Source organism: Paenibacillus mucilaginosus 3016 (assembly GCF_000250655.1).
GTDB lineage: Bacteria > Bacillota > Bacilli > Paenibacillales > NBRC-103111 > Paenibacillus_G > Paenibacillus_G mucilaginosus.
This window is the reverse complement of record NC_016935.1, coordinates 2222012-2235171: the sequence shown is the minus strand read 5'-3', so window position 1 is coordinate 2235171 and position 13160 is coordinate 2222012. Positions and strand designations below refer to the sequence as shown.

Here is a 13160-nt window from a genome sequence, read left to right as displayed (position 1 = left end):
CTGTGATAGAACCAGAGCAACAATTGGCACAGATTCTCCTGGAGATTAAAGCGTCTCGTGCTCCCTGTATTCAAAATAATCGAAGTCCGCATGAAGCGCCGTTCCCCTGAGATCCTGCACGCAAACGCCCGCCATCGCCCCGGTGAACGAAAGCTTCCGTTGATACTCGTCCGCGAGCTGTCCGGTGTACAGCGCCGGCCCTATGGATTTCCAGTCACTGCCGTCCCCGGAATAGGAGAACCGGGTGTTCTCGTTGTCGATCACCGCCCGGAGATAGCAGCGCCCCCAGCCTTCGACCGATACGTAATCCTCCGCCTCGTCGTACTGCCCCCGCTCGCTTGTTACTACAGCCAGATGCTTGCCGTACGTTTCGTCATGCGAGATCCGCAGGTAGAAGTGGTCCTGCTCGTCATAATAGAGCACGAGACCGGCCATCTGCGTATAACACTCCGGCTCGAACTCTACACAAGTCTCCACCGAGCAGCGGAAGCTGCCGATCCGCCGGGCGACCAGGCTCTGACGGTGCCAGGAATTGAGCGATTCGCGCCCGGTGAGCCGCAGATACCCCGGCCGGGCGGTAAGGGACAGCCAAGAGTCGTCCGCCGGCACGCGCAGGGTATGCCAGTGGACGCCAAGCTCGGCAGTGCCGAATTCATCGCGTGCCGGCTCCGCCGGGAACGGATAAGGGGGCAGGTCGGGGGCAGGCGCTTCGAGTTGGGGCAGCCGTCCGCCGGCGGCCAGCCGCAGCCATCCATCCTCGGTCCAGACGACCTTCTGGATCGCCGTTTCACGGCCGAGAGGGCTCAGCCCGCTGCCATCCGGAAGCTGCCGGCTGCAGATATGCACCATGTACCATTCGCCGTTTTGCGTTTCGACCAGGGACCCATGGCCTGCCTTCTGCAGCGGATATTCCGGATGTCCCGCTGTTGTGAGCACCGGATAGTCCGGGTCCACTTCGTAAGGGCCTGTAATGGATCTGGAGCGCATCAGCGTGGCCGCATGGTTGATTCCGGTCCCCCCTTCCGCCAAGAGAAGATAGTAGTACCCGCCGCGCTTGTACACCATCGGCCCTTCCGTCACCCCGAGATCCGTCCCTTCGGTGACCTTATGAACAGGCCCGATCAGCTTGCGTTCGGCCACGCTGTATTCCTGCATGACGATGCCGGCGAACCGCTTCTTGTTCTTCCGGAAGTCCCACTGCATGTTGAACAGCCATTTGCGGCCGTCTGTGTCGTGGAAGAGAAAGTGATCGAAGCCGCTGGAATTGAGATAGACCGGATCGGACCAGGGACCCGTGATGGAAGGAGCGCTGACGATGTAGTTATGCAGATCTTTATACACGCCCCGGCGTGCCTTCACATCCGTAATGCACAAGTAAAACGTGCCATTGTCATAGCTGAGCGCAGGTGCCCAGATCCCGCCCGAGCTGGGAGCTCCAAGCAAATCCAGCTGGCTCACCCTGTCCAGCGCCCGTGTCAGTGTTCTCCAATGAACGAGGTCCTTGGAGTGATGGATGACGACACCCGGGAACCACTCGAACGTCGAGGTGGCGATGTAGTAATCGTCTCCGACCCGGAGGATCGAAGCGTCAGGCTGGAAACCGGCGAGAATCGGATTGGCTATATTTCCTGTTGACATGAGGAAGGAATCTCCTTTCGGTTACACGGCTTGCCTTTTTATCCCTTCGTGGCTCCCGCGGCGACGCCCTTGACGAAGTATTTTTGCAGTGCAATGAACGCAATCAGCACGGGAACAATCGAAATGGCCGTTCCCGCGAACACCATATCCCACTGCGAAGCCATCTCGCCGACGAATTTGAAGATCTCGACGATCATCGTCTTCGGCTCCCCGGAAGGGAGGACGAGCATCGGCATCAGGAAGTCATTCCAGATCCCGAGGCCGTTCAATACCACCATACTCGCCGTGCAGGGCCCGAGCAGCGGGAATACGATCCGCCAGAAGATGCTGTAGCTCGAGCAGCCGTCAATCGAAGCCGCTTCTTCGATCTCCCTTGGAATCCCCTTGATGAAGCTCGTATAGAGCAGAACGCCGAAGCCCACTGAGCCGGAGATATAGATGAGGATCGGCGCGCCCAGGGAGCCGTACAGACCGAGCATCTTCATCTCCTTGAAGAGCGGAATCATATAGACCTGGAAAGGAATCATCATCCCCGCCAAGAAGTACACGTAGGCGGCATTCGTCCACTTCTTGTTCGTCCGTTCAATCGCATAGGCCGCCATCGGAATCACGGCGATCATGAGCACGATGGAAGTGAGGGTCAGAATGACGCTGTTAACCATCGCTTCGGGAAAATCCGTCTTCGTCCACAGGTACTTGAAGCTGTCGACATAGAAGCTCTTCGGGAACGAAACGGCATTGCGGAGAATATCCCCGTTGCTCTTGAAGGCCGAGATGAGACTGAAGTAGATCGGGAAGAAGAAGAGGACGGCCAGGACCAGGGCTGCGGCAAACAGCAGAATGTCAAACAACTTGTTCCGGGTTTTCATGCTACATCTGCACCTCTCTCTTGCGGAGAATCCGAATCTGGAGCAGGGACACGATCAGGATCAGCAGGAACAAAACCAGGGAAAGCGCTGTCCCGTAGCCTTGGCGGAGCTCGCCGAAGCCGACCTTGTACACGATGTAAGTTAACGTCTCCGTGGCAAATCCCGGGCCGCCGTCGGTCATCACCGCGATCTGGTCGAAGATCTTGAGCGAGGCGATCATCGACAGCATGACGCAGACCGTCATGGCACCGGCGAGCAGCGGAAAAGTGATATGGCGGAACTGCTGCCACCGGTTCGCTCCGTCGATCGCCGCAGCCTCATGGAGCTCGGCCGGGATCCCCTGCAGGCCGGACCAGGTAAATAATCATGTAATACCCCGAGGACTTCCACACGGTAGTAATAATGATCGCGAGCAAGGCATATTTCGGATTACCGAGCCAGTCGATCTTCAGGGAGCCGAGGCCCATTGTATCCAGCAGCTGGGTCAGTACGCCAAAATTATAGTTCAGGATGATCGTCCACACGAAGCCCATGACGATCCCGCTGAGCAGGACCGGGAAGTAGAACACGCTTCGGAACAGGTTCCGGAACCAGCGGACCTGATCCACCACGATGGCCAGCGCGATGGCCGTGATATTCTCCAGAATGACCAGCACGACAGACAGAATCAGGGTATTCTTCAGGGCATTGTGCACCCGCTCGCTGTGCCACATCTCCACGAAGTTGTCGAAGCCGATATATCGGATGTCGTCGCTGACACCGTCCCATGAGGTGAAGCTGAGGTAGATACTGCTGAATGTCGGCACGATCACGAACAAGGTATACAGCAGAAACGAAGGCAGAATAAACAGTACGGAAAATGTGATCCAGGGTCTTTTTTTCTTCAGTGTCATGGTGCCGGCTGCTCTCTCCGGGCTTGCCAGGTTCATTGCCATGCTCTCTCACTCCTATCCGTCCGGCTGAAGAAGGGACGCCTCCGCAGCTGCCCCGCGGAAGCTCTCCCAGCCTCTATATGAACTTGCTCGATCCTACTTCTTCATGGCTTTGACTTCGTTGTCCCACTCGGCATCGGCCTTCTTCATATATTCGGGCCCGAAGTCGCCCTTGGTCAGCCATTCCTGCGCCATCTTGTAAAACCAGTTGCGGAACTGCGGCGGAATCTGATTCTCGCCCCAGAAGCCGTTGATGTGCAGCGACTTCTTCACCTGCGGATCCGCCATCATGTCGATGACTTCCTTCATCTGCGGCAGCGCTTCGTACGCTACCTTCTCCTTGGTCGCCGGAATGCCGTTGACCGCCTTCAGATACTTGCCGTACTGCTCTTTGCTGAAGAAGAACCGGATGAACGTCTTGATCGTCGCCGTCTTCTCCGCATCCTTCACGACATTCGAAGAGAGCGCCCAGCCCTGCGGCTGCGGAAGTCCCACCACGTTCACCCCGCCCTGCCGGTCCGGAACCGGATACCATCCGAAGTCGAAGTTCGGGTCCGCCTGCTTGATCTGGTCGAACATCCAAGGTCCGGAGAACAGGCCCGCTGCCTTACCTGTTACGAGCATGGAAGCGGTCTGGTTATCCGCTGTACTCAGATACCCTTTGTCCACGTACCCCTTGGTGAACAGGTTCGTGAACTCCTGCATCGCCCTCATCGGTCCTTCGTCCGTGAAGCTCACCTTGCCGGCCGTGCGCTGCGCGTTCCAATCCGGGTTCTTGATGAAGACTTCGTCGATCAGGAACTTGTTGACCCAGAAGCCCCAGTGGAAAATATCCTTACCGCCGACGACGATCGGGGACACGCCTTTGGCCTTCAGCTTCTCCATGGCGGTTATGAACTCCGCATAGGTCTTCGGCTCCTCCGTAATGCCGGCGTCGGCGTACATTTTCTTGCTGTAGATCATCCCCTGCGGCACAGGCAGGGCGATCGGGGCGACATAGGATTTGTTATTCACCTGTGGAATGCTCTCGAACAAGCCCTGAAGGTCCGCAGGCAGCTCCGCAATCTTGCCCGCATCCGCAAACAGCTGCGTATCCCGCATCTCCACGAGGTCCGGGAATTCGCCGACAGCATCCTTGGTCTTCAGCCAATCGAGGTAAGCGGCCGATCCGCCCTCGCTGATATTCTTGATCTTGATGCCTGGGTTCGCTTTCATAAAGGCGTCAACGGCGTCCGCCATGGCCTGCTTGGTCGCCGGGTCGCCCGTTGCGTAGCCCAGGGTGAAGGACACTTCTTTCTTTGCTGGATCGGCGGTGCCTGCCGCCCCCTCGTTCTTCTCCGTGCTGCCTCCGCATGCGGTCAGCACCAGGCTGAGAGCCGCCGTGCCCGCCAATACTTTCAGGAATGATCGCTTGTTCATGTGGTAAGAACCTCCCTTTCGTCTATGCTCTAAGGTTACCATAGGGGTATTTTGGTTCAAATGCGTTTTTTTAAGCGCGATATGCGGGTATTTAAGAACCTTCATGCGGATAAGAAATAAATGAAATACTCTATGTCATCTCAGAAACCCATACATCGGGACATGGGGCGGAATAGGTATGGGGTTCCAGCCGCTGTTGAAGCCGTGTCTCGACGGTCCTATACCGCCGACACGTCAAACGCATAAACCCCTTGGCTCGCCGATGATTCAGCGAGCCAAGGGGCTTGGAGCGTGTGGATTAATTCACAGCTTCGATTTGGATCCGGTCCAGCACGAACTTATCCGACGTGCCTCCGACATATACACGCATCGTCTGCACTCCGGCACTTAACTGCACCTGGTCCGCTGCGGTGTGAGCAGACCACGCCGTCCAGCTGCCCGTTGCCGGGAGCGCGGTTGGACCTCCCGCATCCGTGCCGTTGAAGGCGAACTTGACCGCTCCGCCTCCGCTCGGGGAAGCGTAGCTGACACGGACCTTGTACTTGCCCGTGACCGGCACGAAGACCGTGTACGTGTACCATTCGCCGGCATCCAGGTCGGTCAGCGCATATCCTCCGGTGGACACGGACTGGATGTCGACGCTGTCACTGCGGTACTGCCCGCTCGAGTTGCCGGCGGACAGGTCGTGATACGTCCGGCCTTCGCCGCTCGCCGGGAAGTGGTCGTAGTTCTCGGCTTCGACCGTCCCCGGCAGCACATGCACGCCGAAGCTCGGCACACCGCCCGCGAAGCCCTTCACCGGATCACCGGCCACTCCTGGCGGCCGGCGGAACGTCAGCGCTCCCCAGCCGGGATGGTCGAGGCTGAAGCCGGTTTTCTCATATCCGGACTTGCTGATGGCCACATCGCGCGACCGTTCCGTCCAAGGGGCCAGGCTGCCCTGCCCCATTCTCACCTGGAAGTGGGCTACCGCCTGCTCGTAGACCGGCCGTTTGCCTGGGAAGTCACCCCGGCTCACCCTGACAAAATCGCTCTCAAAATGCGGATTCATCATCTTGGAGAACCACCGCCCGGTCCGGTCCGTCCGCTGAATGAAATTGTCGGGCTCCCATGGGCCCGGCTGGTCTGGGAAAGAGGCAATGTAGGACGTATTGTACTTCGCCATAAACTCAAAGCCCTTCAAGAGCCGGTTATCCAACGAATTCCACACGTCGTCACCCTGGTTCCAGGCCACCTCCGCTATGCCTGCCGCTGTTCCTACGCCGAGGAAAGCATGCTGCTGGTCGCGCGAGCTCTCCTGGTTCTGGCCGTTCTCCCAGATGTAATGCTGGAGAACCCCGTTATAGCCCCAGTCCGCCGTGGTGCTTTGGCGGTTCGCCTGGAACGTATCAAAGTACATGTTGGTCCCGAGCTGCGTTCCCGAAGTCGAGGGACCCGGGGTATAAGGCAGATCGTCCGGTCTGTGGGGCAGTCCCTTGAAATACCGCAGCGCCCTGTCATACATGGTGCGGTTGTCCAGGAAGACCCCCATTGAAATCATCGCTCTCCAAGCGAGGAGATCCTGGTTCCCGTGACGCCCCGGATCGCCGTTGTATATTCTCCAGTAGAAGGTTCCGTTGTTCTGGGTGACGCTCGAAGGCACGCCTGTCGTGGAATACCCGGGATATACCAGCATATCTTTGAATTTCTGAAGGTCTGCGGGCGCCCACCCGCTGTAGGTGCTCTTGATAATCTCCGCCGCTTCGACCAGCTTCCAGGCAAATAAGCCGGCGTTCAAGGCTTCCGTGCCGCCGCCGGTCACCTCCGTCAGGCTGCTCCAGGTGTTGAATATTTGAACCGCCTTGTCGGCATGCCGCGCATCTCCCGTAATCGCCCACATCAAGGCATTGAGATAGGCGGCGGTGACATCGGATTCGAACTCGGACCCATGAAGTCCTCCCCTGTTGACGGACGTCCAGCTGGGATCCCCTTTCACGGTATAGAGGTAGCTGGATTTGGCGTCCGCCTTCAGTTCGTTGAATGAAGTAAGATACGGTTCGACCCCCGCCTGCACCATGTATTTCATGCGGTCAAGGTCGGACTGCTTGAACAGGCCTCCCGGATGGACGAACGGTGCCGGCGCGGTGCTCGCGGTACCTGTGGTCACGGCCAGCACCGGGATATTCGTGCCGTTCTCCTTGCTGTAAAACTCAATGCCGGCATCGCTGCTCAGCACCGGATCCTTGATATAGAGGCTCGCCGTCTTGTCCCCCGCATGCTCTCCTTTGATGTAGGGGGTCACATCGAACTCCACCCACCCAGGGGAGGTGATGACCGCAGCCCCAACCTGGCTGCCGTAAGGAGGCCTGCTGCTGTACGTAAGACCATTCTCCGTCCAGTTGTCGGTAGAGACCGCATAGACGGAACGGCTGACGCTCGCAGATCTGTTCTTGACGTACAGCTTCAGCTTGGCCGAGGTGATCGTCCCCATGATCCCGCTGAGGTCGAACTTCAGATAAGCACTGCGGTCATTCACTGCGGCCTGCTTTGTTACCATCGAAGCCGCCTTCCCATAATTCACCGCTGCCGCTTCGCTGCTGACATAGCTGTCTGCGGCGGGATTCAGATTCAGAACCGCTGCGGCTCCTGCGGCAGGCTGTGTGTTCACGGGCAGGAAGATCGTGGGAAGCAGCACCGCGCACATCCCCAGAATGACACTCTTTTGCGTTTTTGTACCTTTTTTCGTCATGGAGAACCTCCGGATATGAAAATAGTCATTCACTCTCAGCACAAAGTAAGCGTTTTCCGATTGTTGTGTAATAACCCTCCTTAAGTTGCAGCCCATTCGGCCTGCAGCTTTCTTCAAGCTCTCACCTCCTGTAGATCAACCCTTTCGTTGCATGGTCAGCTTGGACGGAACCCTTCGCCTCCTCTCTTGGGGCAAACATACCACGGCAGACGCCCCGATCCGGAGTGTAAAAAGTAACGATCCAACCACCTCGTAACTAAACAGGCGTGTAATCCTTACCAAAATCTCTCCGGCATGAAGAAGACCGCCTTCCTCCCGGCATGCCAGGGTAGAAGGCGGTTCATAATGCTTCGAACGGTACGCAAGGTCCTTTCTTCAAAGCATGCTCATGAACAGTGCCTATAGTCCTTGAGCTTATTTTTCTGACGGCTGCCTTGAAGGTACCTATTTTCGCAATGGCCGTCATGCAGCCGACGATAATCCCCTGGCTCTTCGGATATGATTTGGTGAAGGCATCGCCGCAGTCTCCACCCGTTCATCTAAGTCCCCCATAGCGTCAAGCCCTGCTAATAAGGCTAAATGGGCGCCTGATGAGTCGCCACATATACTTATAGAACTTATATCCATTCCCGCGCAAGGCTGCCGAATCATTCCGCCACCCAATGCTTTATTTAGGGGTCCCGAGCCTTCCGTATTTTTTGGTGAGTCCCCTCCGCTGATTCTTTCCTCGAGTCCTTGAATTCGCTAAGCATTCTTCCAAATGTGCGTCTTATCTCTGGCAGCTTACTAGGCCCAAAAGGAGTAGAATCACCAGCATCGTCACCCAGCCGCGCCGGTAGCCATCGCACGCCTCCGCTCCAGTAGAGTTTGCTGATTGGGTGGAAGTCCGGCCATCGCGGGAACACCTTCGGAGGGACAGGATCATGTAAGGGAACAACCAAGTCCTTGCTGGCAACGGTGAAGACCGGGTCCGCATATTTTTCTCGAAGGAAAACCGAATGGATGATGGGCGGGCAACGATCGTCTGTATGTAGTTAGGGAAGGGAACGTGGGAAACACGTTTATCGGTGGGCATGGGGTTGATCGTGTTTTCCCAAGGATGACGGCCATCTCGCGACGTTCCGCTCTGCGCTCAACCGTATCCTCTACTGCCTTATCCCGACGTGTTATAGCTCGGAGTCCATATCTCCCGCTCCTTGCAGTTAAGAGAACGCTGTCATGCGAGGAAATCAAAAAAAATGGCACTACCGAAAGATGCCCAGCAGCGCCAAATAACTTACTCTTTTTTTGTCTTGATTAGATCCATAATAACTACAACTAATAGTAGAAAAACAGAGTACCAAAAGGACCTAACATAGCTCGGTTCCGGAAAAATAAAATATGTTGCAATGAAGTTAATAAGAAAAAAAAAGAATGTACTTCACATACATCATTATTTTTTATCATTCCTGTCTCAGAAAGAAGGCTCTACAATAGAGGATCTTCTTGCATCGGTACCATACGGACCTCCAGTACCATCTGCATTCTTAGTTAGGCTGCGGTAAGTAGCAAGTAGCGCTGAGAACATCGACCAAAGTAAAAGAACCGCATCTTATGAAATGTACCTCCAATGGCTAGACAGTGTTGTCTAATTATTAAAGTTCATTTCACTTAACACGGTTCCCTTGCTTAATTCTTATTGTCCACCTGTATGTGAAGCCCAAACAGGATATGGGCTGCTGCTTGCCGATGTATTATAGAGAACTAGATTCCCATCATCTTGAACGACCAACCTGTCTCCATAAAGATTAGTGGGGACATTCCCCTGACCATACCACATCGTACTGAATGCTTTATTATCTGACTTCCAAAACGCGTAATAAGTTACATCATCGATTATTTGAATTGATCCGTTATACAATTCTAAAATCTCTGGATAGGTATAAAATTGAAAACCTTGGAAAGTCGTCAAATATTTACGAGCCCCAGCAGTACCTGATTGCCAGAGCATCGTAGTATTATTCTTATAAAGTACAAGGTTTCCATCGGTCTTAAATTGCAGAGAATAAACTCCGTTATTCGACTGTAACGTCTGCCCTTTACGAAGTGTTTCACCATTAACAAGAGTGTTCTTTGCAAAAGCTGCAGAGACGATGGAGAATTGAAGCATCAGTGCCGCAGACAAAATGAGTGTGAACTTTTTCATAAATAACCTCTATCCTTTTGTATTTTGTCACTTGGATAATATATATCATATTTTTTTAAAAGTTCACTATATTTTACATTTTTTTGACTATTAAGATTGGATTAATTCAACCGGTCAAAGCGAGCCTTTTGGTGAATCAGTATAAAAAAGGGAAAATCGACACATGTACGTTTCGAACGGAACGGCCGCGGTAATTCTGTTTGAAGATTTCCGTGCACACCTCATAAATCTTCGTCGTGACATTCGTGGCTGCATGGATCGTGTGTGCGCGGCTGCCCCCCCTCCCCCTTCGTCATGGCTATACCCGAAGCCTAGGGAGATCGTTCACGTTCCGCATGCGCTGCGTGACCTCCTTCGATCTGGTCAAAGACACCGTAAGCACTTCATCCCCCATGTAATCTCGCATGAGCGTAATTCCTGACCCTACGCCTTTTTGCACCAGTTCATTGCAATGCAGCTGAGGTCGATGATACGGTTCACTCAGATCGATGCCGTGCGCGTGATTATGGAGCTGGTCTCCTATATTACCAAGCCGTTTACGAAGCCGCTCGACAGCATTCTGGCCAGATCCCCAGGTTGTAGGCACACATGGGGTTCAACAAACTATCTAATCAATTAAAAAAAGAGAGGCCCGAAGGCCTCTCCTACGTATCCATTAGCTGCAGCGGCTGTAGCCGCAGTTGGAGCAGTTCTTGCATCCTTCGCTGTTGATCAGCGAAGCGGAGCCGCACGACGGGCACAGGTCCAGCGACGTGGCCGCGTTGCGGGTCACCGCGTACTGGGCCGGCGTCTCGTGGATCACGTCGATCTCCTGCGTCGCCGTGATGAGCTCATCGGCGCTGTCGGTGAACTCGCCATGCGATTCGAGTGCCTTCGCAACCGCGTCGGCAATGGACTCGACGCGGTTGGCGCCGAAGCCGATCGCACCGGAGCCGCCGATGCCCTTAAGGTGCTTCACGAGCAGATCCACCTTGTTCCCGTGATCGCCGTAGCGCAGGAACAGCGAGCAGACGCGGCCGAGCGCTTCGGACATCGCGAACACGTCGGAACCGGCTTTGCCCACGTTGAGGAAGATCTCGCTCGGGGAGCCGTTCATGTCGTTAATCGTGATATAAGCCATGCCGAACGGCGTGTTGAACTTATAAGTCGCCCCGCGCAGCACCTGCGGACGGCGTTTGTATTCCTTGTCGAAGACCTTCTCCGTCTTCGCGTCGATGTTCACTGCCAGCGTCTTGGACAGGCTGTTCAGCGAAGCATCGGAAGCCGGCGCTGCAGCAGGAGCCACTTCAGCAGCGGCCGTGTCCGCAGCAGGTGCGCTGACCGCTTCCGCCTTGTCTTCCTTCTTCTCGGTGGAGAGCACCTGCACGTCGCGGGAGCCGTCGCGGTAGATCGTCACGCCCTTGCAGCCGAGGTCGAACGCCAGCTCGTAGAGGCGCTTCGTCTCTTCGACCGTGAAGTCCGCCGGGCAGTTTGCCGTCTTGGAGATCGAGCTGTCGACCCACTTCTGGATGGCCGCCTGCGCACGGATGTGGTCCTCCGCCGAAAGATCCATCGCGGTCACGAAGTGAGCCGGCAGATCTTCGTTCGGATGCGCGTCCTTCCACTCCTGGGCGATCGGCACGTACTGCTTGTCGAAGCCGAGACGGCTCTGGCGGTAGTACTCGAAGGCGAAGTAAGGCTCGATACCGGTCGAGGTGCCGACCATCGTGCCCGTGGAGCCGGTCGGCGCCTGGGTGATGACCGTAACGTTGCGCATACCCTTTTTCTTGATCGCCGCCCCCACTTCTGGGAACGTGGCCACCATGTTCTTCATGAAGCCGCTCTGCAGGAACGGCTCGGCCTCGAAGTGCTGGAAGGAGCCCTTCTCTTCCGCAATGTCGGCGGAAGCGAGGTAAGCTTCCTTCGCCATGAAGCCGTACAGCTTGTCGAGGAACTCAAGCGATTCCGGGCTGCCGTAACGGATCTCGAGCTTGATCATCAGCTCGGCCAGACCCATGGACCCGAGGCCTACGCGGCGTTCGCCCTGCTGGTTGATCCGGTTCTCCTCGAAGTGGTACGGCGTCTTGTCGATGACATTGTCGAGGAAGCGCGTCGAGTACTGGACGGTCTTCGCGAGCTCGTCCCAGGCGACGTCGTGCTTCTCTTCGTCGTAGAACTTCGAGAGGTTGATCGCGGACAGGTTGCAGACGCCCCAAGCCGGCAGCCCCTGCTCACCGCACGGATTCGTGCAGATGATCGGGTTGAAGTACCAGGAGTTCGACATCTGGTTGTAGTACTCCATGAACACGACGCCCGGCTCGGCGGACTTCCAGGCGGATTCGATAATCGTATGCCATACGTCGCGCGCCCGGACCGTACGGTAAGGAATCACATTGCGGCCGGCTTTCTTCCACTTCTCCAGGTCGCCGTCCCACACATCGTCGTACTCCGGATCAGCCGTGTCCGGATACACGAGTTCCCAGTCGAGGTCTTCCTTCACAGCCTTCATGAAGCCGTTGCTCACACAAACGGACAGGTTCGCATTCGTGATCTGCCCCATCGTCTGCTTGACGGTGATGAAATCGACCACGTCCGGATGCCAGTCGTTGATCATGAGCATGAGCGCGCCGCGGCGGCTTCCGCCCTGCTCGATGAGGCCGGTGGCATAGCTGAAGAGCCCGCCCCACGAAACTGCGCCGGAGGACGAACCGTTAACGCCGCGGACGATGGAGCGGCGCGGACGGAGCGAGGAGAGGTTGATCCCTACGCCGCCTCCGCGGGCCATAATCTCGGTCATCTCGGACAGCGTGGCCATGATGCCTCCACGGCTGTCATGCGGGGATGGAATCACGTAGCAGTTGAACAGCGTAAGCTCGTCGCTCGCACCCGCACCCGCCGCAATCCGGCCGCCGGGAACAAGCTTCCAGTCGTCGAGCACGTAGCGGAATTTCTCGGTCCACTCTTGTTGCTTCTCGGGTGTTGCTTCCACCGAAGCCATCGCAGCAGCCAAGCGGTCCCACATCTCCTGCGGGGTTTTCTCGCGGGTCAGCGTCAGCTTCTCGACGGAGGATTCGACAACCTCCCCGCTGCGTGTGCGCACCTGTACGGTATTTCCCTGACGCTCGATGACTTCGCCGACTTCCTTCGCCGGAAACTTCGGATCGTCCTTCGTCAGCACGAGAACGGTGTCGCCCACCTTCGTCTTCGATGTATCGGCGTCTTTCATCGCATAACGGTCAAGGAAAATTTTCTCGCTTAAGCCTTCCAATTTGGTCTGCTGTACGGTCTTCACAACAACAACCTCCTGTATGTAAGATCATGGAATGTACAATATCTGGTTGAGATACGATTATACAATACAATATGTAGTGTTTCTAATGGAAAATCAGCGAATTTCGGGATTTAGTACA

At 55.9% G+C, this 13160-nt stretch carries 9 protein-coding genes and 1 pseudogene; all 10 read right to left on the bottom strand.

Going from position 1 to position 13160, the window contains the following annotated elements; translation table 11 throughout:
• Positions 1–45: 45 nt before the first annotated feature.
• Positions 46–1638 (bottom strand): glycoside hydrolase family 43 protein, encoded by a 1593-nt coding sequence (locus tag PM3016_RS10035; protein ID WP_014369345.1) that lies wholly within the window; start codon positions 1636–1638, stop codon positions 46–48.
• Positions 1639–1676: 38 nt separating this feature from the next.
• A complete protein-coding gene (locus tag PM3016_RS10030) occupies positions 1677–2507 on the bottom strand; it encodes a carbohydrate ABC transporter permease (protein WP_014369344.1) in 831 nt (276 codons plus the stop codon).
• Between the two features lies 1 nt (position 2508).
• Positions 2509–2814 carry a carbohydrate ABC transporter permease gene (locus PM3016_RS39520; RefSeq protein ID WP_238540592.1) on the bottom strand — a complete coding sequence of 102 codons (306 nt, stop codon included), beginning with the start codon at positions 2812–2814 and terminating at the stop codon, positions 2509–2511.
• Between the two features lie 10 nt (positions 2815–2824).
• On the bottom strand, positions 2825–3442 hold the full coding sequence (locus PM3016_RS10025; RefSeq protein WP_238540481.1) for a carbohydrate ABC transporter permease: 618 nt from the start codon (positions 3440–3442) through the stop codon (positions 2825–2827).
• Between the two features lie 93 nt (positions 3443–3535).
• The gene (locus tag PM3016_RS10020) at positions 3536–4858 is read right to left on the bottom strand and encodes an ABC transporter substrate-binding protein (protein ID WP_014369343.1); all 1323 of its coding nucleotides are present in this window, start codon (positions 4856–4858) and stop codon (positions 3536–3538) included.
• A gap of 298 nt (positions 4859–5156) precedes the next feature.
• Entirely contained in the window at positions 5157–7586 is a 2430-nt protein-coding gene (locus tag PM3016_RS10015; protein ID WP_238540480.1) for a CBM96 family carbohydrate-binding protein, read from the bottom strand.
• Between the two features lie 671 nt (positions 7587–8257).
• A complete protein-coding gene (locus tag PM3016_RS41565; protein WP_081484315.1) occupies positions 8258–8434 on the bottom strand; it encodes a twin-arginine translocase TatA/TatE family subunit in 177 nt (58 codons plus the stop codon).
• Between the two features lie 827 nt (positions 8435–9261).
• A complete protein-coding gene (locus PM3016_RS10010; RefSeq protein ID WP_014369341.1) occupies positions 9262–9771 on the bottom strand; it encodes a hypothetical protein in 510 nt (169 codons plus the stop codon).
• A gap of 136 nt (positions 9772–9907) precedes the next feature.
• Positions 9908–10039 (bottom strand): annotated as a pseudogene (locus PM3016_RS41335) (DinB/UmuC family translesion DNA polymerase); the annotation flags it as partial.
• A 387-nt stretch (positions 10040–10426) separates the two neighbouring features.
• Positions 10427–13042 carry an adenosylcobalamin-dependent ribonucleoside-diphosphate reductase gene (locus tag PM3016_RS10005; protein WP_013915411.1) on the bottom strand — a complete coding sequence of 872 codons (2616 nt, stop codon included), beginning with the start codon at positions 13040–13042 and terminating at the stop codon, positions 10427–10429.
• Between the last annotated feature and the right edge of the window lie 118 nt (positions 13043–13160).